General features: G+C 46.9%; 27 protein-coding genes. 13 read left to right on the top strand and 14 right to left on the bottom strand.

All coding sequences use genetic code 11. The features are described 5' to 3' along the window. Positions 1 to 10 precede the first annotated feature (10 nt). Positions 11 to 1,252, top strand: coding sequence for an EAL and HDOD domain-containing protein (locus CSH92_RS15935; RefSeq protein ID WP_100658646.1), 1,242 nt, complete (start codon positions 11 to 13; stop codon positions 1,250 to 1,252). Here the strand turns inward: CSH92_RS15935 and ftsX are convergent. The 3 genes from ftsX to ftsY are packed head-to-tail and all read right to left on the bottom strand — an operon-like array spanning position 1,246 to position 4,177. Beyond that, on the bottom strand, positions 1,246 to 2,229 hold the full coding sequence (ftsX, locus tag CSH92_RS15930) for a permease-like cell division protein FtsX (RefSeq protein WP_100658645.1): 984 nt from the start codon (positions 2,227 to 2,229) through the stop codon (positions 1,246 to 1,248). The two genes, CSH92_RS15935 and ftsX, sit on opposite strands and share 7 nt — an antisense overlap. Continuing rightward, complete coding sequence (gene ftsE / locus CSH92_RS15925) at positions 2,226 to 2,915, bottom strand: cell division ATP-binding protein FtsE (protein ID WP_100658644.1); 690 nt, start codon at positions 2,913 to 2,915, stop codon at positions 2,226 to 2,228. The genes ftsX and ftsE overlap by 4 nt, the downstream gene beginning before the upstream one ends. 17 nt (positions 2,916 to 2,932) lie before the next feature. Then, positions 2,933 to 4,177 carry a signal recognition particle-docking protein FtsY gene (gene ftsY / locus CSH92_RS15920; protein WP_100658643.1) on the bottom strand — a complete coding sequence of 415 codons (1,245 nt, stop codon included), beginning with the start codon at positions 4,175 to 4,177 and terminating at the stop codon, positions 2,933 to 2,935. A 92-nt stretch (positions 4,178 to 4,269) separates the two neighbouring features. On the opposite strand from ftsY, the gene rsmD reads away from it, so the two are divergent. Further along, positions 4,270 to 4,869, top strand: a complete 600-nt coding sequence (gene rsmD, locus CSH92_RS15915; protein WP_100658642.1) for a 16S rRNA (guanine(966)-N(2))-methyltransferase RsmD — start codon at positions 4,270 to 4,272, stop codon at positions 4,867 to 4,869. On the opposite strand, the gene CSH92_RS15910 is transcribed toward rsmD, so the two are convergent. After that, positions 4,866 to 5,462 carry a DUF416 family protein gene (locus tag CSH92_RS15910; protein ID WP_100658641.1) on the bottom strand — a complete coding sequence of 199 codons (597 nt, stop codon included), beginning with the start codon at positions 5,460 to 5,462 and terminating at the stop codon, positions 4,866 to 4,868. The two genes, rsmD and CSH92_RS15910, sit on opposite strands and share 4 nt — an antisense overlap. Beyond that, positions 5,459 to 6,064: a YhgN family NAAT transporter gene (locus CSH92_RS15905; RefSeq protein ID WP_100658640.1), complete on the bottom strand. Its 606-nt coding sequence runs from the start codon at positions 6,062 to 6,064 to the stop codon at positions 5,459 to 5,461. The genes CSH92_RS15910 and CSH92_RS15905 overlap by 4 nt, the downstream gene beginning before the upstream one ends. Before the next feature lie 114 nt (positions 6,065 to 6,178). Between CSH92_RS15905 and CSH92_RS15900 the strand changes: the two genes are divergently transcribed. Further along, complete coding sequence (locus CSH92_RS15900; protein WP_100658639.1) at positions 6,179 to 6,361, top strand: MerR family transcriptional regulator; 183 nt, start codon at positions 6,179 to 6,181, stop codon at positions 6,359 to 6,361. Between the two features lie 27 nt (positions 6,362 to 6,388). Here CSH92_RS15900 and pepB read toward each other — a convergent pair whose 3' ends face one another. After that, positions 6,389 to 7,678: an aminopeptidase PepB gene (gene pepB / locus CSH92_RS15895; RefSeq protein ID WP_100658638.1), complete on the bottom strand. Its 1,290-nt coding sequence runs from the start codon at positions 7,676 to 7,678 to the stop codon at positions 6,389 to 6,391. Positions 7,679 to 7,735: 57 nt separating this feature from the next. On the opposite strand from pepB, the gene sfsA reads away from it, so the two are divergent. From sfsA to panC, 7 genes are all read left to right on the top strand, one after another. Next, entirely contained in the window at positions 7,736 to 8,443 is a 708-nt protein-coding gene (gene sfsA / locus CSH92_RS15890) for a DNA/RNA nuclease SfsA (RefSeq protein WP_100658637.1), read from the top strand. Between the two features lie 226 nt (positions 8,444 to 8,669). Beyond that, the gene (gene dksA, locus CSH92_RS15885) at positions 8,670 to 9,119 is read left to right on the top strand and encodes an RNA polymerase-binding protein DksA (protein ID WP_100658636.1); all 450 of its coding nucleotides are present in this window, start codon (positions 8,670 to 8,672) and stop codon (positions 9,117 to 9,119) included. Between the two features lie 73 nt (positions 9,120 to 9,192). Next, a complete protein-coding gene (gluQRS, locus tag CSH92_RS15880; RefSeq protein ID WP_100658635.1) occupies positions 9,193 to 10,077 on the top strand; it encodes a tRNA glutamyl-Q(34) synthetase GluQRS in 885 nt (294 codons plus the stop codon). Positions 10,078 to 10,229: 152 nt separating this feature from the next. Further along, positions 10,230 to 11,519: a polynucleotide adenylyltransferase PcnB gene (pcnB, locus tag CSH92_RS15875; protein WP_100658735.1), complete on the top strand. Its 1,290-nt coding sequence runs from the start codon at positions 10,230 to 10,232 to the stop codon at positions 11,517 to 11,519. Then, positions 11,512 to 12,042 (top strand): 2-amino-4-hydroxy-6-hydroxymethyldihydropteridine diphosphokinase, encoded by a 531-nt coding sequence (gene folK / locus CSH92_RS15870; protein WP_100658634.1) that lies wholly within the window; start codon positions 11,512 to 11,514, stop codon positions 12,040 to 12,042. The genes pcnB and folK overlap by 8 nt, the downstream gene beginning before the upstream one ends. Then, complete coding sequence (gene panB, locus CSH92_RS15865; protein WP_100658633.1) at positions 12,039 to 12,833, top strand: 3-methyl-2-oxobutanoate hydroxymethyltransferase; 795 nt, start codon at positions 12,039 to 12,041, stop codon at positions 12,831 to 12,833. The genes folK and panB overlap by 4 nt, the downstream gene beginning before the upstream one ends. A 26-nt stretch (positions 12,834 to 12,859) precedes the next feature. Then, positions 12,860 to 13,711, top strand: coding sequence for a pantoate--beta-alanine ligase (panC, locus tag CSH92_RS15860; RefSeq protein WP_100658632.1), 852 nt, complete (start codon positions 12,860 to 12,862; stop codon positions 13,709 to 13,711). On the opposite strand, the gene CSH92_RS15855 is transcribed toward panC, so the two are convergent. Continuing rightward, complete coding sequence (locus CSH92_RS15855) at positions 13,704 to 14,195, bottom strand: hypothetical protein (protein WP_100658631.1); 492 nt, start codon at positions 14,193 to 14,195, stop codon at positions 13,704 to 13,706. The genes panC and CSH92_RS15855 overlap by 8 nt on opposite strands. Before the next feature lie 135 nt (positions 14,196 to 14,330). Next, on the bottom strand, positions 14,331 to 15,965 hold the full coding sequence (gene panP / locus CSH92_RS15850) for a pyridoxal-dependent aspartate 1-decarboxylase PanP (protein WP_100658630.1): 1,635 nt from the start codon (positions 15,963 to 15,965) through the stop codon (positions 14,331 to 14,333). Between the two features lie 167 nt (positions 15,966 to 16,132). On the opposite strand from panP, the gene CSH92_RS15845 reads away from it, so the two are divergent. Further along, complete coding sequence (locus CSH92_RS15845; protein ID WP_100658629.1) at positions 16,133 to 16,855, top strand: EAL domain-containing protein; 723 nt, start codon at positions 16,133 to 16,135, stop codon at positions 16,853 to 16,855. Here CSH92_RS15845 and trmB read toward each other — a convergent pair. The 6 genes from trmB to CSH92_RS15815 all read right to left on the bottom strand — a co-directional run bounded on the left by trmB (position 16,852) and on the right by CSH92_RS15815 (position 22,753). After that, on the bottom strand, positions 16,852 to 17,508 hold the full coding sequence (gene trmB / locus CSH92_RS15840) for a tRNA (guanine(46)-N(7))-methyltransferase TrmB (RefSeq protein ID WP_100658628.1): 657 nt from the start codon (positions 17,506 to 17,508) through the stop codon (positions 16,852 to 16,854). The two genes, CSH92_RS15845 and trmB, sit on opposite strands and share 4 nt — an antisense overlap. Positions 17,509 to 17,511: 3 nt before the next feature. Further along, positions 17,512 to 18,282, bottom strand: a complete 771-nt coding sequence (locus CSH92_RS15835) for an ABC transporter permease (protein WP_100658627.1) — start codon at positions 18,280 to 18,282, stop codon at positions 17,512 to 17,514. Continuing rightward, positions 18,279 to 19,214, bottom strand: coding sequence for an ABC transporter ATP-binding protein (locus CSH92_RS15830; RefSeq protein ID WP_100658734.1), 936 nt, complete (start codon positions 19,212 to 19,214; stop codon positions 18,279 to 18,281). The genes CSH92_RS15835 and CSH92_RS15830 overlap by 4 nt, the downstream gene beginning before the upstream one ends. 305 nt (positions 19,215 to 19,519) lie before the next feature. After that, positions 19,520 to 20,260 carry a sortase-associated OmpA-like protein PdsO gene (gene pdsO / locus CSH92_RS15825; protein WP_100658626.1) on the bottom strand — a complete coding sequence of 247 codons (741 nt, stop codon included), beginning with the start codon at positions 20,258 to 20,260 and terminating at the stop codon, positions 19,520 to 19,522. A 138-nt stretch (positions 20,261 to 20,398) separates the two neighbouring features. Continuing rightward, positions 20,399 to 21,793 (bottom strand): sodium:proton antiporter NhaD, encoded by a 1,395-nt coding sequence (nhaD, locus tag CSH92_RS15820; RefSeq protein ID WP_100658733.1) that lies wholly within the window; start codon positions 21,791 to 21,793, stop codon positions 20,399 to 20,401. A 300-nt stretch (positions 21,794 to 22,093) separates the two neighbouring features. Next, the gene (locus tag CSH92_RS15815) at positions 22,094 to 22,753 is read right to left on the bottom strand and encodes a hypothetical protein (protein WP_100658625.1); all 660 of its coding nucleotides are present in this window, start codon (positions 22,751 to 22,753) and stop codon (positions 22,094 to 22,096) included. A gap of 211 nt (positions 22,754 to 22,964) precedes the next feature. Between CSH92_RS15815 and pdsR the strand changes: the two genes are divergently transcribed. Together pdsR and pdsS are read left to right on the top strand one after the other, a co-directional pair. Then, positions 22,965 to 23,657 (top strand): proteobacterial dedicated sortase system response regulator, encoded by a 693-nt coding sequence (gene pdsR / locus CSH92_RS15810; RefSeq protein WP_100658624.1) that lies wholly within the window; start codon positions 22,965 to 22,967, stop codon positions 23,655 to 23,657. Next, positions 23,658 to 25,856, top strand: a complete 2,199-nt coding sequence (gene pdsS / locus CSH92_RS15805; RefSeq protein ID WP_100658623.1) for a proteobacterial dedicated sortase system histidine kinase — start codon at positions 23,658 to 23,660, stop codon at positions 25,854 to 25,856. The last annotated feature ends 45 nt before the right edge of the window (positions 25,857 to 25,901 follow it).

The raw sequence follows: 25,901 nt of genomic DNA, 5'->3' as shown, positions 1-25,901 counted from the left end.
GGAATAATCTATGTTTGCATTTGTAGCTCGACATCCGATCCTCGATAAAGAAAAGGATGTCTATGCGTATGAACTTATTTTTCGTGATGGCAAGGAAGGTGCCCTGCCACAGTATGAAGATAAGAAGCAACAATACATCACCGAGCATTTCTATGCGTTGGGTTTAGATGACATTTCGGGCGACAAAACTTCCTTTATTAGTTTAAATCCAGCCACATTGATGCAGGGCGTACCAAAGGAGTTAGACCCCGACCGTGTTGTGATTGAGCTAAATCGTGACCCCAGTGGTGATATTGGTCTTGCCGACGCGTGCAAGCATGCCAAAAACTTAGGCTACCGGATTGCCCTTGATGATCCGCAATTGCTCAATCGCAAAACCGAGATTATGCCATTGGTCGACATTGTTAAAATCGACCTCGCAGTCAATCGCTTTGAGCATTTAGAAAAGCAGTTACCTCGCTTGGTTGATGCTAATTTAGAGCTCGTCGCAGAACACGTGAATACTTATGATGACTTTGCGACATCCCAATCGCTTGGTTTTCAATTCTTCCAAGGCTATTTCTTCGCCCAACCCGAAGCGCGTTTACAACGCGATTTACCGGCGAGTAAATTGACCCTCGTTGATTTGATGGGTGAAAGTAGTAATCCTGATTTTGACTTTGACCGGATTAATCAAATCATCGAGCGTGATGCGGCTTTGTCGTATCTGTTGCTGCGCTTTATTAATAATCCAATGATCAACAAGCGCTACAAGATCAGTTCATTGCGCCACGCGCTGAACTACATGGGCGAAGTCGAAATTAAAAAATTTATTGCCCTACTGTCTCTGGCCAACCTCAGTGACGAAAAACCACTAGAACTTACCCATATGTCTTTGGTGCGTGCAAAGTTCTTTGACTTGTTGTCGCAGAAGCGCCATTTAAAAATAGATCCACCGATAGGATTTTTAATCGGACTGTTCTCATTGCTCGATGCGTTACTGGATCAAACGATGAGCGATATTCTCGTGCAGTTGCCATTATCAGATGAAATAACCCAAGGTATCCTTGGTGAAAGTGAAGAGTTTAGCCGCTATTTCACCCTGGTTAGAGCTTTTGAAAGCGGCCTATGGCTTAATGTTATTCGCGCTTCTAAACAGCTCGAAATCGACCAAAAAGAGCTCCATAGTTTATATAATCAAGCGATAGTCTGGGGCAATGGCGTACGCCAAACATTGTCGTCGTATTTTCCTCAGCGCAAAGTTAACTATTGAGGCTCTATCTGACGCACGTGACGTTGTACTGAAATAAACGAACCCATCAAACCCAATAGCACTGAAAGCCCTAGCATGGTTAGCAAGGCTCCACCGTCCAATCCTGAGATGGAAAACTGCTTCTGATAAAGCTCGGCAAATCGAGTAATACTGGCATCCATCCACCATAAAATAGCCAATACCGCGAACCACGCAATGAGCCCTCCAAGCAAGCCATACCAGAAGCCGGTATACAAGAATGGGCGATGAATAAATGCATCTGTGGCACCCACTAATTTCATTACGATGATTTCATCCCGCTTATTCAGGATATTTAAGCGGATTGTATTGCCGATAATAAGTACCACCGCCATAAACAAAAGCAAACCTATAAAGGTAACGAGCTCGCGAGCTACATTCACCAGTGCGTACAAGCGTTCTAACCAATCGATATCTAATTTACCGATTTCAACTTCCCGCTCGTTGAGTAATTTCTCTAGCAACATTTTCGCTGCGGTAGGACTACTGTGTTTGCTTGTAGGCGTTACCAACACGACATCCGGGATGGGATTTTCTGGCAAATAAGCGATAGTGTCGCCGAGCCCGGACAGCTGCTCAAACTCTTCCAGCGCTTGTTGTTTAGGAATAAAAACGACTCCGTCAATTTCTTCCCACAACCCCAGCCGGGTGACTAACTGTTGCGACTGACGCTCGTTGACTGAGCTTTTCAGGAACAGCGAGATTTCAGAGGCTTGTTGCCAGCCTTCACTCATTTTTTCAACATTGCTGACCAAGATATACAAGGTACTGGGTAAGGTAATACTGAGCCCTAATACGCCGATCGTCATCATCGATGCTACGGGTTGACGCCATAACTCACCTAAGCTGTACAACGCTTGGCGTAAATGATTAACAAAAAACATTAAAATACGCTGTATAAAATTGATCTTGTTAGATTGCACCGCACCACTAGGGCGGTCTTTAAAGAGGAGGCTCATAACACCATCTCCGGCGTCGACTCAGTGAGTCCATCAGTGATCATTTGGCCATTTTTCAAGGTTAATGTGCGGTAGCGCATTCGTGCTATCAAACCTAGATCATGGGTAGCAATGAGAACCGAGACACCGGCCTGGTTAAAATCTTCGAACAACCGGATGATTTCCATAGAGAGTTTAGGGTCAAGGTTACCGGTAGGTTCGTCAGCAAGTAATAGTGGTGGCTTATTGACAATCGCGCGCGCTATGCCCACTCGCTGCTGCTCTCCGCCTGAGAGCGCTACGGGTAACTGACGGATCTTATCGCTAAGGCCAACCATTTCTAATGCCGCAGCCACCCGTTTCTTAATTTGCTTATGTGAATAGCCTTCAATGACCAAAGGCAGCCCAACATTATCAAAGACCGTGCGGTCTAGGAGTAGATTATGGTCCTGAAAAATCATCCCGATATCACGCCGAATATAGGCAATCTGGTTGCGCGTAATATTACCCAAATCATGACCATTGATGAAAATCTTGCCAACCGTAGGGCGTTCCATAATGCTGATTAATTTAAGCAACGTACTCTTACCCGCACCAGAATGCCCCGTCAGAAATGCCATTTCACCTGCCTGCAAGTGAAAGTTCACTTTTTGGAGCGCTCGTTGTCCACCCGGATAGGTCTTACTTACTTGCTCAAATTTGATCATGCCTGCGCCTATGTCACTTATTCGGAGTCGCGACTCTCATTGTCACTGAATAATGCATTGATAAACTCAGCGCTGTCAAAACGGCGCAAGTCATCAATCCCTTCGCCAACCCCAATGTAGCGGATCGGGATCCCGAGCTGATCAGCAATGGCGAAAATAACTCCCCCCTTTGCAGTTCCATCGAGCTTAGTCAAAGTGATACCGCTGACATTAACTGCTTGGCCGAAGAGCTTGGCTTGACTGATCGCATTTTGCCCGGTACCTGCATCAACGGTGAGCATTACCTCATGCGGCGCGGACGGATCAATTTTCTGCATCACGCGCACCACTTTCTTGAGCTCTTCCATTAGATTGTCTTTATTTTGTAAGCGACCCGCAGTATCGGCAATTAACACATCCGCGTTGCGGGCTTTTGCGGCTTGCAGCGCATCAAACAATACCGAGGCGCTGTCTGCACCTGTATGCTGGGCAATTACCGGTATATTATTGCGCTCACCCCATACTTCTAACTGCTCGACTGCTGCGGCTCTGAACGTATCTCCCGCAGCTAACATAACCCGCTTGCCTTGCTGCTGGAACTGTTTGGCTAACTTGCCAATGGTGGTGGTTTTACCCACCCCATTAACTCCGACCATTAGAATGACGTAGGGGCCTTGATTAGCAGTTAATTCTAACGGCTGACTTACCGGTTCAAGCATCTCCTGCATGTGCTCACGCAGCATGGCGTACAAGGCCTCACCATCCTTTAATTGTGACAACTTAGCGTTCTCAGTTAACCGATCAATGATTTTAGTCGTAGTGTCCATACCCACATCGGCGACTAACAGCTGAGTTTCAAGTTCTTCATACAGATCATCATCAATCGATTTACCTTTGAATAAGGCGACAAATCCCGTGCCTATATTCTGCTTAGTGCGTGACAATCCGGCTTTTAAGCGCTCGAAGAACTTTGGCTTGCTGGGCTCCGCGGGAATCGTTGCTGGCTTCGACTCTGCGCCTTCGCTTGCTGTAGACGACTGCTCGGATGGTTTTACGTCATCAGTAGATTCGCTGACTACTTGAGGCGAGGCGGGGTCTGGCTGCGGATCGTGCTCGGTAGTTTGTGTCACTGCGCCTTCGATTTGCTCTAGCGGCATGGGGGATTCAGTAATCGTATCTACAGGAGCTGACTCCGAACTGTCAGTGGAATGCTCGGCAATGTGATCTTCGCGTGTTAAAGGTTTCGACTTATCTTTATTAAACCAATCAAAAAATTTTGACATCTAGGCTTGCTTCCATCTCAACGTATCCCTTGATTTCGGGTACACTAGCAATTGTAATTAATTAAACGGACATCTTAACATTGCCAGCCCCCATGAAGCGAGACAGAAAACGGCAAAACCCGCAGAGTAAACAAGCATCCGCGGGCAGTATCCGCATCATTGCGGGTCAATGGCGCGGCCGAAAGCTGCCTGTACTCGATGCCCAAGGCTTGCGGCCAACCACGGACCGAACCAAAGAAACTGTGTTCAATTGGTTAATGCATGATGTCCGCGATGCACGCTGTTTGGATTTATTTGCCGGCAGTGGTGGCTTGGGTTTTGAGGCCCTCTCGCGCTATGCCAAGTCCGTGCACTTTGTGGAGAAAGATAAACGTGTCGCCGAGCAGCTCCGTGCAAACATAGCGACACTAAAGGCACCAGCTATAGCGACACAGGTGACGGTCAACGACGCGTTAAACTATCTACAAAATTGTTCCGAAACGTTTGACCTGGTTTTTCTTGACCCGCCGTTTCAACAAGACTTACTCGCGCCGATATTAGATGTTTTAACCAAAGGAAACGTTTTAGCGGAGCAGGCAAAAATCTATATTGAAACAGAACGTTCCCTGAATGAATTGCCCGCTCAATTTGGTCTAACGTGTCAGAAACAAAAAAACACAGCACAAGTCGCTTTTGGGGTTTGGACGCGTTAGTCCTCTAAACTAACCCCGATATTGGTCGCGTTATCGACTAACGCTAGATCGCGCAATTCATCAGCTGCCGGCAATGACTGTGTTAACCGATCGAGCAGCGCTTGTTGAAAATCGACTTCACGCTGCATCAAAGGATGTTGTTTAATCGCCACATTATCCAGCTCACCTTCGGTAGCCAGTATGACAGCCTCAACACTGCCCTGCGACAGTTTACTGACTGCCACAGCGCCTTGTTCATCGTCACCGGAGACTAAACTCAATGCGGCAACCATCGCCATAGCGCAATCCACAGCAGGATAAACTCCGAAGTTATCAAAGGCTTGGGGGTCAGGACTTGCCTCTTCGACCTTATCCTTTAACAGAGCGAAATTGGTCGTGATTTTGCGTTTCGCGACTAACGCATCGTAGGCAAGCCACAATTGCGCCAAGGCTTTTTGCATTTGTGCATCGCCATCCCAGTCACACAATTCGCAAAACAGCGAAAAATTGGCTATTTGACGTTGTAATAACGTTGCACAAAAGCCAACACCTTGCACTTTAGACAAGCCTCTAACTTGCGCAAAGGTTGATAATTTTTGTTGCTGGTTACTCATGTACCAATCTCCGTAGCATGCGCGATGTAGGCGCTAACACCATCTAATAACATTTGAATCGCGATCATGATCAGGATCATCCCCATTAAACGTTCCATGGCTGACAATCCACGCTCACCTAGCAGCTTATGGAATAACCCCGAAAACAATAAAATAATCGCTGAAACGAGCCACGCTGCAAACAATGCAAGTGACCAATCTAACATTCGCGAGGGATCTTGATTACTTAATAAAATCAGCGCTGCAAGCGTACTCGGCCCAGCAATCATTGGCACCGCAAGCGGCACAATGAATGGCTCTTCTCCTACTGCAAGTCCAGTCACGCCACCCGGTTGTGGAAAGATCATCTTAAGACCGATCAAAAACAAAATCACTCCACCCGCAATCCGCACGGTCTCTTGGCCTACATTAAGAAAGTCAAGGATCGCCTGACCACTGAATAGAAACACAAACAAGATACCCAACGCCACGACTAACTCTCGCACTACTACAATGCGCCGCCGTTTTTGTTCAATACCCTTTAAGATCGAAGTGAAAATTGGTAGGTTGCCTAATGGATCCATGATCAGAAACAACATGACCGCTGCCGATAGCGTATCCATCTTAACTCCGCAAAACCTGATATCTCGATAAAATTGCACGCTATTATAGCGAAATTTATAGTTACGGTTTACATTAATAACGATCGTGTTGAAATTTTATTAAAGGAATCGACTATGAGTTTAATGTCAGTTAGCGAAGTTGCAGAATTTTTAGGGGTGCAAGAAATTCGTGTGGAGCGCCTTGAAAGAGAAAGCCTGCTGATTGCAAAAGAAAAGGATGGCAATGGTAAGCCTTTGTTCGATAAAGGCGATGTAGAGCGTTATAAACAGCTTGCGGAGCGTTTGGGCGGCATTTAACTACTGCTAAATGCGCCCACTTCCATATTACGCCGTGTGCTCTAGCAGTGCACGCGCAATGGTACGAATACCCTGCCCAGTAGCGCCTGCAGGCATAGTGCTAGTTGCGGAGCCACTATAAGCCGCAGCTAAATCCAAATGTGCCCAGCCTTTTCCATCGGCCCCCACAAACCGTGAGAGAAATCCTGCCGCATTCGACGCACCGCCGGCCCCACCGCCTTTAACCGGACGACTATTTGCTGTGTCGGCAAAGTTTGACGGGCATTTTTCCTGATGCCATGGCTCCAATGGCAATGGCCAGGTTTTCTCATTTTCTGCGGCCGCCCATTGCAACATCTTATTGCGCAGTTCATCGTCCAATGAAAACAGTGCATTGTACTCATTGCCAACCGCTGCAACAGCAGCGCCAGTTAGTGTTGCAGCATCGATAATTAATGAAGCGCCACTTTCAGTCGCCGCCATTAAGCCATCAGCTAACACCAAGCGACCTTCTGCATCAGTATTGACGATCTCCACCGTCAACCCATTTTTATAGGTCAAAATGTCACCCAATTTGTACGCATGCCCACTGATCAAGTTTTCTGCACAGCATAAAAACAACTGTGTACGCGCGGTTAGGCCTTGCATAATCGCCAACCCAAGCGCACCGCAAACTGTTGCCGCTCCACCCATATCACACTTCATATCCAGCATTCCCTCACTGGATTTAATACTATAACCGCCACTGTCAAAGGTGATCCCTTTGCCAACCAAGGCTGAAGTCACCGGCGCTTGACTATCGCCTGTTGGATTAAAATCAAGCACTAGCATGGTCGGCGGACGCTCACTGCCACGCCCTACATTGTAGATTCCAGTCCAACCTTGTTCAGCGAGTTCTTCACCACTGATCAAATGGTAACTCACGTGTTTGGGCGCAAGTTCTGACAGCCATTGTGCTGCCTGTTCAGCCAAATACACCGGGCTCATGACTTCAGGTGTTTCATTGACTAGCTTACGGGTAAACACAAGGGCCTTTAAACGCTGTTCCAATGTCGCCTTATCTGCGTTGTCACAGAACAACAACTCGGTTTTAGCTTTGTGCGACACAAAGCTGATGGCAAATGCCCATTGCTGTTCTATATCCCAATCTCCAGTCAATTGCAGGCGAGCGATGGCATTACTCTCAAGCATGCGCGCGGCTTTTTGAATACGACGCAAATTTAGCCCTGTTTCATTGAGGTGGATATTGGCCCCATTTTGCTCAAAACTGATTAATGAATCCTCGCGCCAAGCACCGCTAGGTAATTCTGTTGTTAAGCGTAAAGTAAAATCCGACATTATTAGCCCTTTTTGCTATTCTTGCGCGCTACTTTAACAAACCTACATCAGGATTCCATGGATTTCGAAGCACCACTCCTCCCCGGTAAACTGCTGCGGCGCTATAAGCGTTTCTTTGCTGACATTGAACTTGACTCGGGTGAACTGATTACCGCGCATTGCCCCAATACTGGTGCCATGACCGGTTGTGCCGAAGCCGGCTTCCGGGCTTGGGTGAGTCCTGCCAACAATCCGAAGCGAAAGCTTCAATATACGTGGGAGCTAGTGGAGGATAAGCAGGGCCACCGGATTGGGATCAATACACATCGTGCAAACAAGATTGTAGCCGAATCACTCGCCAATAAAAGCCTGCCCGATTTTGCTGATTTTGACCATATTCGCGCTGAATATAAACCCCAAGACGCGAACTCTCGCTTCGATTTTTTACTACGCAACAGTGCGTCGCAAAAAGAATGCTTAGTAGAAATTAAATCCGTTACGTTAGCAGACAATGGTGTTGGTTATTTTCCGGATGCGGTTACCAGTCGTGGCGCTAAACATTGTCAGGAGCTCGCTCAGCAACTGACAGCATATTCTCGTTGCGCATTAGTTTTTTGCGTACAGCACACTGGGATTACCCAGGTACGCCCCGCAGCCCATATCGATCCAAGTTATGCCCAAGCACTGCGCGAAGCGGTGAGCGCCGGATTAGAGGTTTATGCCTACCAATGCTATATCGACGAACAAAAAATTCATATAAATCAAAAGCTAAGTGTTGACTTGTGAAAAAAATGTTGATTTTTATCAGAACAACGCCATATTTGCCGCTTGTTTTTAGCACGATGGCTAGCAAATCACGCCACGTTTTTGTTACCCATCTGAGAGTAGATAAATCAACATCTTTATTCCGGCGTTGGAAATAGCGACTGTGTTTGCAGTATTGTCAGAACGACGACATACTCTTACGTTAAGAAAGTAGATGTAATGGATTTGATTCTGGGAGAAGTGTCATATGCCAACCACTAAAGAAAATAAGCCTCTTGGTCTTTTGGCGCTAGCCGGCCTACAGGCATATCAAGAAGGCAAAGACGAAGAGTACATGAACGAGAAGCAGATGGAACATTTCCGTCTGATCCTCAAAGCTTGGCGTGACCAATTGCGAGAAGAAGTCGATCGCACTGTTACCCACATGAAAGACGAAGCAGCAAACTTCCCTGACCCAGTGGATCGAGCAGCGCAAGAAGAAGAGTTCAGTTTAGAGCTGCGCACGCGCGACCGCGAGCGGAAATTGATCAAGAAAATCGAGAAAACGTTAAAGCGTATTGAAGATGATGATTTTGGTTTTTGTGATTCATGCGGCATTGAAATTGGTATTCGCCGATTAGAGGCACGCCCGACCGCAGACCTTTGTATTGACTGCAAAACAATGGCAGAAATCAAGGAAAAGCAATTACAAGGCTAATGGGCGCAACCGTTAGTTGGAGTGTTAAAAAAGCTACTCGAGCCTGCTCGCGTGGCTTTTTTTCTGTCTTTTTATGAGCAAACAACCCTACATAGGGCGCTTTGCTCCCTCTCCCAGTGGCAATTTACATTTAGGTTCATTATTTACCGCGGTGTGCAGCTATTTGCATGCTCGACAGCACGGCGGCAAATGGTTGGTTAGGATTGAAGATATCGATACTCCTCGCTGTGTGCCTGGCGCCGATGAGGCAATCTTGCAGGCGCTATCAGCGCATGGCTTAGTCTGGGATGATTCGGTAACCTATCAATCAACGCAGCATGCTTACTATCAGCGCTGCCTGACCACCCTGGCTGACTCTATTTACGCCTGTCGTTGCACACGCGCAAAAGTACGTGAACGCAATCCGCATGGTCACTACGACGGTTATTGTCGGAAACGAGACTATCCAGTTGAAGGGGCCGCTTTGCGCTTCTATCAAGGCCAAACTCGCGTCGAATTTAATGATCTCTTGCTCGGAAAGATAGCGATTGCCGATCCGCACAATCTTGATGATTTCATTGTAAAGCGCAAAGATGGTTTATTTGCTTACAATTTGGTTGTTGTAGCAGATGATATTCGTCAACAAGTGAGTCACATTGTGCGTGGCGCGGACTTACTGGAGACAACGGCGAGTCAGCTTGCGCTTTATCAAGCTTTTGCTAAACCAGCACCACTCTATTTGCACTTACCCGTGCTTTGCACCAAACCAGGTTTTAAACTCAGTAAACAAAATCACGCACCGCCAATACAAGCAGCACATGCGGTCGAAAATCTACATAAAGTTATTCGGTTGCTGGGGGCGAGGATACCTAAGCAAGAAGATTTATCGTCGGTATCGGCAACTTTGGCGTGGGCCATCGAACATCTTTCGTGGAATAAATGGCCGAGGCAACGCGAAATTATTGTCGAAATGCCTTAAGCAGCATATCATAGCTGGCTTTAATTGGGCATATCGCGTTTCAGGAGCCAAGGCGTATCATCAGTAAAGTCTTTAGTAGAGTGAAAAATGCACTCTCAGGTCAACCCAAAGCGGATACAAGTCTGCCTTCTGAGGAATTGCGTCCGGTGATCATCCCGCGCGCTGAACACCCTGTTACCCGCTCAGAAATCAGTGATAATGCCCTAAAGGTACTATACCGCCTTAACAAATCTGGCTTTCAAGCGTATCTCGTCGGTGGTTGTATTCGTGACATTATGCTTGGTAAACATCCCAAGGACTTTGACGTTGTCACTGACGCCACACCCGAACAAGTGCAAAGTCTATTTAAAAATTGCCGCCTGATTGGCCGACGTTTTCGCTTGGCACATATTGTCTTTGGGCGTGAAATTATCGAAGTGGCGACATTTCGTGGGCATCACACCAGCGACGAAGATTCCACCGATCACAGTAAACAGTCGGAACATGGGCAGCTGATGCGCGACAATGTCTTTGGTAGCATTGACGAGGACGCCCAGCGCAGGGATTTCACGATCAATGCCATGTACTACAACATTGCCGATTATAGCGTCACTGATTTTGCCGAGGGTGTGCGCGCCATTAAGCAGCGCGAGATTGAGTTAATTGGTGACCCAGAAACCCGCTATCGTGAAGACCCTGTACGTATGCTTCGCGCTGTGCGATTTGCCGCTAAACTGGATATGCATATTACACCGCGTACCGGTACGCCGATCATCGCCCTAGCTGGACTGTTAAGCAACATTCCACCGGCTCGCTTGTTTGAAGAATACTTAAAGTTGTTCTTGTCTGGTCAGGCGTTAGAAACGTTCCGCTTATTGCTTGAATACCGCTTGTTTTATCCACTATTCCCTTGTTTAGAGGATGTGTTAAACAACCCGGCTGGCCGTGAGTATCAACTGATTGAACAAATGTTGATCAATACCGATAATCGGATCAACAACGAGATGCGGGTAACGCCTGCGTTTTTACTCGCCGCATTTCTTTGGTATCCATTGGAAGAGCGTCATCAACAATTGATGGCTGAATCTGGGTTGCAACCCCATGATGCATTTAACATTGCCATGAATGATATACTCAGCGCACAGACCCGACGTTTGATGATCCCGAAACGCTTTACCACTGCAATGCGCGAAATATGGCAACTCCAATGGCGTTTACCGAAACGCTTTGGGCGCCGGGCGCAAACACTGTTTAACCATCCGCGCTTTAGAGCGGCTTATGATTTTATGTTGCTTCGCGGACAAATAGAAGGTGGTCAGGCGCTTGAAGTGGCGCAGTGGTGGACAGAATACCAAAATAAAGATCCTGACGGCCGCCGTAAAATGGCTAACAATGGCGGTAAAGGGCCGCGCCGTCGTCCGCCTAAAAACCGTAAACCGCGGAAACCGAAAAGCGATGTATGAACAAGTTTTTATTGGGCTTGGGAGTAACATTCCAAGTCCAATATTTGGTCTGCCCTGCGAGCAGGTACAGCAAGCAATAAATAAGATTACCGAACTCGATGATGTAGAGCTTGTGCGCGCATCGTCACTCTATCGCAGCGCTCCTATGGGACCCCAAGAACAAGCGGATTATGTTAATGCCGTTATGCATGTTCGTTGCAGTTGCAGCGCCGATTCCTTGCTTGATCAACTACAATCCATAGAGCAACTGTTTGGTCGCGAGCGCAAACAAGAGCGCTGGGGCCCAAGAACCATGGATTTGGACATTCTGTTATTTGACCAACAGATCATCCAAACTAAACGATTAACCGTACCCCACTACGGGTTGGCTGGGCGAGAGTTTGTTCTGGTGCCGTTGTTTGAAATTGGCCCCGATATGGTTATGCCTGACGGCAGGCCCTTAGCCGCCTGGGTTGCCGACTGTTCACTCAAAGGCTTACGCCGAATGAGAAGTGAACCTGAAGTTAAGGAGATTAGCGCGTGAAAAAGAAAACCATCGCCAGCTTACAAAAGATGAAGCATGAAGGGGAAAAAATCACCGCGCTCACAGCCTACGATGCAAGTTTTGCCAAACTCTTCGATGACGCTGGCGTTGAGGTGATTTTAATTGGTGATTCGTTAGGTATGGTATTGCATGGTAGTGATGACACGCTAGGTGTTACGGTTGCCGATATTGCCTACCATACCCGTGCGGTGCGCGCTGGAGCGAAACATGCACTCGTCATCGCGGATATGCCCTTTATGAGCTATGCCACGCCTGAAACTGCATATCTGGAAGCCGGAAAACTTATGGCCAGTGGCGCGAGCATGGTCAAATTAGAGGGTGGCGAGTGGCTAAGCGAGACTATTCGTGGTTTGGTCCAACGTGGGGTGCCGGTGTGCGGGCATATTGGGCTTACGCCACAGTCCGTGCATGTCTTTGGCGGTTTCAAAGTGCAAGGCCGCGACGATAAGCAAGCGCTTGCTTTGATCCAGTCAGCACAAGCGCTGGAAAGTGCCGGCGCTCAACTGCTGGTAATTGAATGCGTTCCAACGGAGTTAGGGAAACGCATTGCACAAGCGGTTAGTATTCCTGTGATTGGCATCGGCGCAGGGGTTCACTGTGATGGGCAAATCCTGGTCATGCATGACATGTTAGGTGTCAGCGCAAACTATATGCCTAAGTTTTCTAAGAATTACCTCGCTGAGAGTGCAGACATACCCTCAGCGGTTGCACAGTTTGTTGCAGAAGTTAAAAGTGGGCAGTTTCCAGACGCTGCACACAGTTTCGAGTAATACCCAAATCAGAGCTTGAATTCATTATGCAAGTGATTGAAAACATTACGTCATTAAGAGAGTTGCGCCGCACCTGGCAATTAAAAGGCGAAGTCATCGCATTTGTGCCTACCATGGGAAATTTGCATGACGGTCATCTAAAGCTGGTACAGCGCGCCAAAGCTGAAGCCAGTATTGTGGTGGTATCGATTTTTGTTAATCCGTTACAGTTTGGTCCCGACGAAGACTTAGATGCATACCCACGTACGATGCAAGCCGATTTGGCGGCGCTTGAAGCACTCGGTGTTGATGTGGTGTTTACCCCAAAAGCGTCGGACATATACTCTCGAGGACTTGAGCAGCAGACGTTTGTTGAAGTTCCCGGCTTGTCTTACATGGTTTGCGGCGCGAGTCGACCAGGGCATTTCCGAGGTGTTGCTACTATCGTTTGTAAGCTGTTCAATATGGTACAACCCAATAAAGCGTTTTTCGGTGAAAAAGACTTCCAGCAACTACAGGTCATTCGCGCCATGGTAACAGACTTGTCAATGAATTTAGAGATTTACGGTGTTCCCACCGAGCGTGAAGTAGACGGACTGGCAATGAGTTCACGCAATGGTTATTTAACCGAAGATGAGCGTCAAAAAGCGCCATTGCTGTATCAAACAATTGCTACCCTAGCGGAGCAAGTTCAAGCCGGACGGTTTGATTATTCAAGCATGATCACCAGTGCCAAAAACAAACTCGCGGAAGCCGGATTTAAACCTGACTATATTGAAATTAGAGCCGCCAGCACTTTGCTGCACCCAGGGCATGAAGATAAAGATTTAGTGATCTTAGCTGCCGCGTTTTTAGGTAAAACACGGCTTATCGATAATATTCAAGTTCGGGTTAATTGAGCGCCGTAATCCCAGGCACCGCTAGAATTAATTCAGGCTCTGCAAATACTTGCTGACTGAATTTATCAATATCCATTCTAAAGCCTTGATCAAAATTCAAATAATCAAAGGACTGTTCGCGTTGGGTTTGGTTGAAACATGCATGCTCAATCGGTGAGGCTGAAAACATTAGCATCATACCGTGAATTACTCGACTGACTTTCTCATTGTTCTCTGGCAATAAAAACGCCGTTTTTGCCGGCAACAAGGGCATGGATTCGCCACTGACGAGAGCAGAAATTTCGGCAGCATGCTTAAGATCGCCATCAATATCTGTGCAGGCGGATAGGTCATAAAAACTGTCCATACCATACGCAAAATTAGGGTCTTGGAGGAAGGTTTGCAGAAATTCCATTGCCTTAGCAAAGCTAATAGCTCCACTGACCCATACAAGTAGAGCATTGTGTTCTTTACTGATCCGGTAATAGATTTTGGCCGCAGACATAGTTAATCGGTTAAGTGATTAGGTTATAAATTAATCGCTTACCTTGCTTTAGTCAAGTCCATACAAAAATCAGGGTTTTTAATTAAATCTCTAACAAATCAGATGGATGGATGGATGTAAAGGCGCGATTTAACGCTAACCAACAACCTGCTGTTGTGGGGCGACCAAATCCGCGATTTGTTGCCACTGTTGGCAGTCTTTCGCAATAGCGATTTGCTCAGCCAAAATGTTCTGCAAATCGGTTAACGAGGTTAATGGATTGGCTAATACCACGCGAAACACCGTAACCGGACGATCGGCATACTGCTCAGTGGTTAAACGCGTCCGCGAAACAAATGACTTACCGGCCTCACGTTGACGTTTCTGAATACTCACTGTTAGTTGATCCAGTAAATCATGCAATAGAGCACCTTCACGAGCAGATAATGCAATAGTAGATTGCTGCACAAAATCAGGCACCACACGATAGGTCAATAGACTTAGCGTCGGTGAAGTAACCAACTCAAAATGAGTCGAATTAGTAATCATCTCTGCAAAAGCATGTGCTTTCTCAATGCTTTGATTAATTAATAACTCATAGCCACGTCGTCCGAGTATATGCAGTGACGCATAGACCAACATCGCCATACCATTGCGAGAACCTTCTAATGTTGTCGAGCCCAAATCCTTGGAGCCTTCGCGCAAAATATACTGGGCGTGATGGCGCACGGCATTACTGTGTTCAGGGTCCTTAAACAGTGCCATCCCCGCTCCCATAGGCACGTACATTTGCTTGTGGGCGTCAAAGGTTATCGAGTCAGCTCGTTCTATACCTTTAAGCTTGCTGCGATAACGCTCAGAAAACAGCGTTGCTCCGCCCCAAGCAGCATCGACATGGAACCAACAGCCTAATTCTTTAGCAACATCGGCGAGCTCGTCTAAAGGATCAACATGGCCCGTTTCGGTAGTTCCCGCAACGCCAACAATAGCGAGTAAACGTTTATTTTGGGCTTGGTATTGTTTGCCTAAAGCGAGGGCTTTTTCGGGGGACAAAGTTTGCGATAAGCAATCAACAGTCACCATTTCATTACGCCCAAGTCCAAGCAAATCCATGGCTTTGCCTAATGAATAATGCCCACGCTTAGAGGTTAATACACCGACACCGTCGATACCGTAGTGACGATAAGCCGCCAATAAACCATCTCGCGAGACCCCTTTAAAGTTACCGTCTGGCTTAAGCAAGTGATTGCGCGCAACCCACAACGCAGTGATATTGGCGACCGTTCCACCAGAACAGAATGCTCCCAAGGAGTGGCGCGCACTGTGTAAGTGTTGGGTATAAAACGCATCGTCACACTGATAAACCAAATTGTGCATCATACCTAGCACTTGTCTTTCTAACGGCGTAAATGCTTTTGAGGTTTCTATTTTCACCAAATTTTGGTTTAAACCAACCATCAGCTTGGCAAGTGGCAAGTGAAAATAAGGCAGTGCCGAGGTCATGTGACCGATAAATGTCGGCGAGTAGGTATTGACGGAATGAGCGACTAATTTGTCGAGCAATGATTCAGCGTGGGTTGAAACGAATTCAGGGATTTCTGGCAGACGTGCATCGGCAAAATCTTGCTCAATTTCTTCCAGTGAGGTTTTCTTAGCAACAACATGCTGTGACAAGAAATCTGCCAAGTTGTCAGAAATATGCTGCTCAATTTCTGCAAGCTTAGAATTCATCTGCTCGGGTTTAGTAAACACCCGTAATAGATGACTCATACTGACTTCAGCTTTACTCACTGCCTTGCCCCCAACTGCCTCGATCCAAAATACGCCGTGTCAACGGTGATCGCGGACTTTACCCTAGTTGGCGCCTTTTACCAAGCGATAAAGCACGCATAAACACGTACCAAGTCTGAAATGATCTGTTATAGTTTTATTACTGAGTATGAGGATAATTTGATCTAATGCCAATTAAAGAGGTCACTGAGAGTTTTTCCCTCGACCGCATTGTTCCTTTTTTCCAGCCTATTATGGATCGGCACGCCAATAGCGTGTGGCGCTACGAATGTCTCGCGCGCCTGATTAACGAACAAGAACATACATTCCTGCCCAATGAGTTTTTGTTTATCGTCGAGCGCAATAATTGGTGCTCACAGTTAACCGAAACCATGTTATTGCAGTGCGCACAATATTTTCGCCATGTGAATATTCCCTGGAACATCAATTTAGATACTGCTGATCTGCAAAACCCCCAATTGATCCCATTCATTCGTAATGCACTTAACGAGTATCCCAATCGACAGCGCATCAGTATTGAAATAACCGCACATGCAGCATTGCATTATGAAGCAGAGTTAGCTGAGTTTGTGGAACAATGCGCAGCGCTTGGGATCGGCGTTTTTATTGATAATTTGGGCGAAACACCAGTCAATGTGCAACGCTTGTTAACGCTTCCCATTCATGGCGTTAAACTCAGTGGTAAGTTAATTAATCAGTTCAATCAGAATTCTGGCGTTCAAGAATTCGTAGAGCATATCTGTGATTTTGCGCAACGCCATAACGTTAATGTAGTGGCAGAGCATATAGAGCATGAAAAGATGCTGCCGCTACTGGATCAACTGTCCATCCGCTATGCCCAGGGATTTTTATTTAGCCGTCCAAATGCAAGTGTGCAAGCGAACAATTAAGGCGTTGAAATCAGCTGCCAACAGGCTTGTCCACTCGCCATATACTTGCGTTCAAATGGGGTCAACGGTTCGCCAGAAGATACTGGCTCAATTCCGCTCTCAATATCATAGAGGCTTAAGGCCTGCTGAAATTCCTGTAAAAAAATCAACCAATTACTGCGTACGACAAGCTCCGTACCTAATGCGATAATATCCGGCATGCTCGGTGATGCATGCCAACGCTTTTGCAGTTGTGAAGGCTTAGGGTAGGGATTGGGATAGAGCAAAAAGTGTTTCGCTAACTTGAGTCCGTGTTGTCTGGCTAAATACCAAAAATCACTTACGTCGGCGCGCACAACCTGATAGTTTTGTTGAGTATTGGCGTAATGTTGGTGCTTTGCCAGACGCGCAGCTGACTTATCGATACCGATGACTTTACAGTCTGGGTAGCGCTCAGCGATGCGCGCAGTGCTCTCACCAACGCCACAGCAGGCATCAAATATGATTGGCCCAGACCAGTCCCTAAGCCAGTCCAGACATTGCTCAAAAGCTGCAGCCGTATGCTCGCTTACCGCATGTACCCGTTGCGTTTGCTGGTAGCGCTCTACGTAGTGCGCTAGTTTTTCATGCACAGCAAGTTGAGTGGTGGTGACCGAACGGGCTTGTGACTGCATAAATTAACTACGGATCCCCACACCGCGTTGCAATAGCATGTAGGCAATAGTAAACAACACCGCGTTAAAGCCAATCAACAACGCCAGTGATACCGTCACGTCAACGTCAGATTTACCCAAAAAGCCATAGCGAAACCCATTCACCATGTAAACGATTGGATTCGCTTTGCTAACCGTTTGCCAAAACTCTGGCAACAGTGATAACGAATAAAATACCCCGCCGAGATAAGTCAGCGGCGTTAACACGAAGGTGGGAATCACAGAGATATCGTCAAAGGTTTTGGCATACACTGCATTTATCAACCCTGCAGTTGCAAACAACGTAGAGGTAAGCACCAGAGTCGCAATAATAACACCTAGGTGCAGCAATTGCAGATCAACAAAAATCGACGCTACAATGGTCACGATAATACCGATCAGCATCGCCCGCGCAACACCACCACCAACGAAACCAAAAATAATGACCCACGTTGGCACCGGTGCAACCAATAATTCCTCAACATTGCGCTGAAATTTGGCACTGAAAAATGACGAAGAGACATTGGAGTAACTGTTGGTGATAATTGCCATCATTATCAAGCCGGGTACAATAAACTCCATATAACTCACACCATCCATAGCACCAATGCGTGAGCCAATAAGATTCCCAAAGATCACAAAGTAGAGACTCATAGTGATCGCTGGAGGTACTAGAGTCTGCACCCAGATACGTAAGAACCGAGTGCACTCTTTAATCCAAATAGTGCGCAATGCAACAAAATATAAATGATTCACGCAGACTTCTCCTGTTGCTCACTGCGCCCCGATTCGACCAAGCGTACAAACAACTCTTCCAAGCGATTCGCTTTATTGCGCATACTCATGACTTGCACACCTTGTTCGGTGAGCTGCGAGAACACGGGGTTCAGACCTTCAGACTTATGGACGTCGACCTCCAAGGTATGATCGTCGACCAACCGCGACTCATAATTGGGTAAGGATGGGGCTTGTTGTACGGGGCTAATATCTAACACAAAGGTTTCCACGTTCAGGGTCGCCAAAAGCGCCTTCATACTGGTGTTTTCCACAATCTGGCCCTTATCAATGATAGCGATATTGCGACACAAACTCTCGGCTTCCTCAAGATAATGCGTGGTCAAAATAATCGTAATGCCCTGTTGATTGATTTCCGTAAGAAAACGCCACATAGACCGGCGAATTTCAATATCAACACCAGCGGTAGGCTCATCAAGGATCAAAATCTGGGGCTGATGCATGAGAGCTCTTGCTATCATTAAGCGACGCTTCATCCCACCGGATAACTCGCGTGCTGGGGCATCGCGCTTTTCCCAAAGATCCAACTGCTTTAAATAGATTTCTGCGCGCTCCCTCGCGATCGAACGCGGCACCCCATAGTAACCCGCTTGATTGAGCATGATTTGCCACAAGGTTTCGAATTGGTTGAAATTAAACTCTTGGGGTACTAAACCAATACACGACTTGGCAGCGGTTAAATCGGTATCAATAGAATGCCCCATAACCGTTACTTCGCCTGCGGTTTTATTGACTAACGACGCAATGATCCCTATCGAGGTCGATTTACCCGCACCGTTTGGCCCTAGCAGCGCGAAAAAGTCGCCTTGGGAGACTGCTAAGTCAACGCCCTTCAATGCTTGGACGCCACCTGCGTAGGTCTTCTTTAGACCTTTAATATCCAGTGCTAACATAGTGTTCTCAAAATATTCAAGAGATTGCATCAGCCGGTGCTGCTACAAAGATATCTTTGGTATGTGCTGCCATTATGGCAAATTTCAACCACTTAACGCAGAAGAAAACCAGAATAAATAAGTCCCCGAAAGCATATCAGAAACTCGCTCATGCGAGAGGAAGATAGACTGAGGCCACTGAGCCAATAGGATAGGAGTCAATTCCGAGGGGACAGAACGAAAGATGCTGCATAGGCTTACCTCAAATGCACTGCAATCGTAACGAGGTAGCCTATACAAACATTCGGAATATCAGTCGCGAGAGTTTAGTGTTGAGCGGTTAACATTTTTTCCTGTGGTGCCAACATGATCACCGCTTTACGGTCAAAGAAATACGACTCAACAGAGTTGTTCTGCTCGGCGGGTTGCTCGCCGCGCGCATGCGTAACGATGTTTGCCGGATCGACGCCCAGTTCAACGAGTTGTTGTTTAACAGAATTGGCTCGAGCTTGGCTGAGCGTAAAATTAGCGTCCTGACTCCCCCGTGGATCGGCGTAGCCAATAATCTGCATACCAAGGCCAGGGGCATCTGTCATCAACTCAGCCAACAAGGTTAACTGTTCTTGATAAACCGCTTCAATGCTCGCTTGCCCTGTTTTAAACTGGATTGAAGTAGTTAGTTCTGGCAATAAGGGTTCAACGACAGTGACCTCATTGACCGGCTGTAACATCGCGTCCTGTTGCCATGCAATTAGTTCGTCCTGCAGCGCATTCAACGCGGCTGTCTGTTTGGCTAATTGCATTTGCGAATCTGAAAGTTCCGCTTGCTGCTCAACATCATTACCAATCATTAAGCCAATAATACCACCAACAACTGCGCCGATAGGGCCAGCCGCAAGTCCGCCCATGGCAGCCCCAGTAGCACCACCGACTATAACTGAAGGATTATTGTCTGTAGCATCATTCGCACCATCGTTTGCTGTTTCAGCAACGGCTGAGTGAGCGCTGCTTAATACCAAGCAAAGTGCAATTGCTGTGCGTTTAAAGCCTGAATTTACGTGTGTCATAGGTTTTCCTTTAATGTTTACGATGAAGTTAATTCACCGTTATAGGAAACCACGCTGACATGCACAGGAGATTACGGAAAAATGGCAAGTTGCCGTTAATTTATGGCTGAATTATGGCAGTAGCGATATTACCTAGACTTAATGGCCATTCACCCAAAAATGAACCGCGATGCTGGCTGCATAACCTAGGGCAATGACCGGGGCCCAGCGTAAGTGCGAGAAAAACGTGTAGTAGCCACGTGCCTGCCCCATCAACGCCACTCCTGCGGCAGATCCGATCGACAGCAGACTGCCGCCAACACCTGCAGTTAAGGTCACCAATAGCCATTGTGACTGAGACATATCCGGTGACATCGTCAACACTGCAAACATCACCGGAATGTTGTCGACGACCGCCGACAACACGCCAACCAAAATATTTGCTCCTGTAGGTCCAAAGGTTCCGTACATCGCTTCCGATGCAAGTGCTAAATACCCCATGAAACCAAGCCCTCCCACAGCGAGAATGACGCCATAAAAGAAGAATAGGGTATCCCATTCAGCGCGGGCTACTTTGGTAAAAATATCAAAAGAATCGGGATCGTTGTGAGTGCCCGGCAAGCTATCTGATTCATGATGACCATTACCATAGCTTACGCGTAGATAGAAACTAAACAACTTCAAATAACCCAAGCCAAACATCATGCCGTAGACCGGCGGCAAATGCAGAAAATTATGAAAACAAACGGCTGTCACTATGGTGCATAAAAATAACCCAACGATGGTCAGTCCGCCTGGCTTAATAGGAGTTGTTCCAGCACTATTACTCACTGGGCGTCCATTCGGCAAAGCAAAAGACATAATCGTGGCGGGAATAATAAAATTGACCAGCGAGGGAATGAATAATTGAAAAAACTCAACAAAGGATAGAATACCCTTCTGCCAAACCATTAGCGTCGTAATGTCGCCGAATGGACTAAAAGCGCCACCCGCATTCGCTGCTACAACAATATTGACGCAACCGATGCTTATAAAGCGCGCATTGTTACTACCAACTGCCATAATAACGGCACACATCACCAATGCGGTGGTTAAGTTGTCGGCAATTGGTGAAATGCAAAAGGCAAGAATGCCAGTGAGCCAAAATATGGCTCGATAACTGAATCCACGGGCAGTCAACGTATCACGCAAAGCGTCGAACACGTCGCGTTCCAACATTGCGTTGATATAGGTCATCGCCACGACTAAAAAGAAAAAGAGCTCGGCATATTCCAAAAAGTTATGTCGGATGGCCTCTTCCACTGCCGCTGTTTGCCCCGTGCCTAGATAAGCCACAGCGATAAGGATCCAAATTACACTAGCGGCCACCAACACCGGCTTTGATTTACGCAAGTGAATTTGCTCTTCAAAAATCACGAATAAATACGCGAATGCAAACATGACGAGTGCGGCGTAACCAAACCCACTGTGTACTAAGTTCAATGGCTCTAACATAGCTGCAGAAGAGCTTGCAACAGCTGAACCGGCAAAGCTCACCAATCCACAAAAAAGCATACACTTAAAGAACATCAGAAAACCCATACCCTATCGACTATCTATGATCTAACTTGCTACCGAGTCACCAAAGATTAATCGCATAGTGCTTCGATACCATACGACCTTGGTAGTGTCTGTGAAGCTATTTCCAATCTACTGATTTTCAGCTCCACTTAAGAGAGCTAAGATTAGCACCGTTAAAACAATTAATATTGTTTTAGATCATGCGCTTGCACTTCAATAAATCAGCTAGCGTAGAGTAATAGTAGTGGAGCTTAGATTCGCATTCACACGACAAATAGCGGCTATCAAAGCGCCCTATTCAATTCGTTGACTCGCCATCAAGTGCTTCCTAAGAGCCCGTGTAAGTGGTCGAATAAGTGCCGCATGGCGATGATTTACTACATGGTAAAGTGGCGTTTCGTGCAACAGCGCAACACTTGCAGTATGCTCTTGCTGCCATTGCGTTAAGTCTTTTCCGGTAACATAAACAATACTTTCTGCGCGTCGCAAATGGAACATATCGATAAGAGTACGGTAATTTTCAATGGTCGTGATTTGCGCTTTCACATCATCACCGAATAAGGTCTTCAGCATGCCAAGACCAAAATGTGTTGAATGCACTTTTAGTCGCTCATTTTTAAGCACTTGGGGCGAACAGTCTTTTGAATGACACAGCAAATACAAGTACACCGTAGTCAAAGACAACGGTACAGCATCGATATTTTCATATTGCTCAAATTGTCGCTGCCTTGCTCCCACATCAGCATCGGTTAGCCCCTTCGACAAACTAAACAGCCGGCGTTCAACTGGCAATTCGACAAATTCAACAGTAATCCCCAAGTCCGCGTAGGCCCGTTGTACGATCTTTTTGCACGGTTCAATTTCATAATGCGGTGGATAACTAACAATAAAAGGTTCATCAGCGGCAACGGCGTTTCCTAGAAGAAATAAGAAAATAACGAGCAGGCGTGACATAAGGCATCCTTCCTTTGTGTTGTAACTTAATAGCAACAACCACTTCTAACCGAAGCTCATCACCCAGAAATTGCATACTTTACAGATGAAATTGCAGGAATATTCCAACACCGTGGCGAATTGTGGCAGAAAAATGGAATTTCATTGCCAGCACTATTGTCACATAGTTTTTGCGGTAGACTGCGGGCTATAAGTAAACAGCGAAAACGCCATGAAACGAATTGTATTAGTCGAAGATGATCCCGCACTACGGGAAAACTACATTGCAGCATTTAGTCGCCAAGGATACAAAGTCGTGGGATACGACAACCGCGCTGACGCAGAAGCTGCCATGGCAGTGCGTTTACCTGACCTTGCGATAATCGATATTGGCTTACAGCACGAACATGATGGTGGTTTTTTGCTTTGCCAGACATTACGTCAGTGGTCATCTGCATTGCCGATTATTTTCTTCACCGCGCGTGATAATGATATTGATACGGTCAGTGGCCTGCGCATGGGAGCCGATGACTACATTACTAAAGATATTTCTTTACCGCACCTTGTGGCCCGTGTTGCGGCATTATTCAGGCGCACTGATTTGTTACATGCCCCTGTTGATCAGGCGTCGTTAATTGAGCTTGATGACTTACAGATAGACGCCAACCGTATGTTGGTGAGATGGCAGCAACGTACCGTTGATCTGACTGTTACCGAATTTTGGATGTTGTACTCGTTAGTTAAACGCCCGGGTCATGTGAAAAGTCGGCAACAATTAATGGACGATTCGAAGATGGTTGTAGACGACACTACCATTACTTCACACATTAAGCGGATCAGGCAAAAGTTTGTCCAACTAGACGCTAACTTCGATCGTATCGAAACCCTTTATGGCATGGGTTATCGCTGGCGCACGAGTGATTAGATGGTCCGGATCCCCATTCGTGCTCAGCTATTGCTCATGTCAGTATTTTTGTTGGCCATTCCATATGTAGGTTATCAATATGTGTGGGAACTAGAGTCATACCTTAGAACGGGTCAAGAGCAAACCATGATTGGTACAGCTCGCGCAATCGCCAGTGCTCTGCATGAACGAGAGGCCCTGTTCGATTCACCGGCGACCAAAAGAGAGAGCGTTCGGCCGGGCACCGATCTTTACGCGGTGCCAATTCGACAAGCGATAAAACTCGATGGCGATTTTACTGACTGGCGCGATGCTCAACCCATCGTCCGCCATTATGATGCTCGCTATCGGATCGACGATGCACAAGCGCCACTCGCGCAACCGGTTAGCCTTACCTTTGACCATACGGTGGGTAGTTATCAGGGCTATGTGTATGCCATGTTCGCTGTTAAGGATAATGTCTGGATCCGTCGCCCAGCTAACGCTTTGGGCATAGCCCAGAATGACCATCTAATGATTGCGATGAGTGATACCAGTGGCAACATTACACGCTATGCAATTGCGCCACGGCAATCTGGCTGGGTCAATGGGTTTAAACTGGCCCCAGAAGCCAACAGCTACCAAATACTGGGCAACGAGAATCGTATTCAAGGGCAGTGGGTCGAAACTGCTGAGGGCTACAACATCGAGATCCGATTTCCGCAAGCGATGACTGCCGGCAATTTGGCATTTGCCATGGTCGATGTGGATGAATCTGTCACTGCGTCGGTTGTGAGTATTATTGGTACTTCAGATCCAAACAAGCAGCAAGAATTAGGTACTATCGCGACCCAATCCGGAGCAATTGAACGTTTATTAACGAGTTTACAGTACACCCGTTCACGGGTTTGGGTCGTAGACAAGCACTTGCGCGTGCTCGCGCGCGCGGGTGACATTCAAAGTGCGACAGGGATCAATGCTGGCAACCGAGCTCGCAGCCAATCATCCTGGTGGGCACAGATCGAAGAGCGCTGGCTGCTTCCCTTGTACTACCTCGTGTTGACGCAACCCAGCAATGATTTTATTGATGAATTAGAGAACGCATTTGCCCTAGAGGGCAATGAAATCGCACAAGCACTACAGGGCGACGCAAGTGCTTTATGGCGGTTAAGCCCAGATAACAAAGCCGTTATCCTGTCAGCCGCTCATCCTATTTTTATTGATGAACAAGTGATGGGGGCAGTCGTGGTGGAACAAACGACCCATGGGATTAGAACACTGCGTAATCGTGCACTAGAGAAACTGTTTCATGTAATGCTGGCAATAACCTTTGTTGCTATCGCCACTATCTTATTTTTTGCTGCGCGCATTACTAACCGCATTCGCAAACTACGCGACGCTACAGAAACCATAATTGACGACAGTGGCCGCATCGTTGGTACTTTGCCTGAGGTTCCTCGTTATGATGAAATTGGCGATCTCTCAGCAGCGTTTTCTGGCGTGATTACACGCTTGACTCATTACACTCAATACCTTGAGAATATGGCATCGCGGTTATCTCATGAATTGCGCACGCCGGTCGCCATTGTGCGCTCTTCGTTAGATAATTTAATGACCATTGAACAGAATGAATCGCAGCGCGCATATACTCAACGAGCGCTAAGCGGTATTGAGCGGTTAAGTCGTATTCTTACCCGAATGAGTGAAGCGACACGTATGGAAGCCGCGCTCGTTAGCGAAAATAAAGTTAAGTTTGATGCAATTGACGTCATCCGCACGTGCAGCGACAGTTATTCTGCGCTCTATCAAACTCATCCCTTTGAGTTTACCAGCAAGATCGCAACCGTCTATCTCAACGGTATCCCTGATCTCTTCGCGCAATTACTCGACAAGGTTATCAATAATGCAGTTGAGTTCAGCACTCCTGGCTCTCCCATCCGAATACATACTTGGCTAGAATCACAGTATTTTTGCCTCAGTATTACCAATTACGGTAGTCAATTACCCAGCGGTATGGAGCAAGAGCTGTTTCAGTCTATGGTGTCCATTCGTCAAGTGAACGACCCACAAGATACGAGTGTTCACCTCGGTCTAGGTCTATACATCGCACGCACGATTGCAAAATTTCACGCTGGCGAACTGCGTATCACGAATCTTGCGGATAAAAGTGGTGTGTGTGTACTCGGTAAATTTAAGCTTGATCACAATGCGCAAAAATCCGAACCGAGTAAACCAGAATAGATAAGCTACTCAGCATGACTCGATGTTACCTACCTAAAACTAGTA

Origin of the sequence: Neoalteromonas flava (genome assembly GCF_002807685.1) — a bacterium.
Classification (GTDB): domain Bacteria; phylum Pseudomonadota; class Gammaproteobacteria; order Enterobacterales; family Alteromonadaceae; genus Alteromonas_E; species Alteromonas_E flava.
The sequence above is the reverse complement of the archived record's forward strand: the minus strand, read 5'-3'. Positions and strand labels throughout refer to the sequence as shown.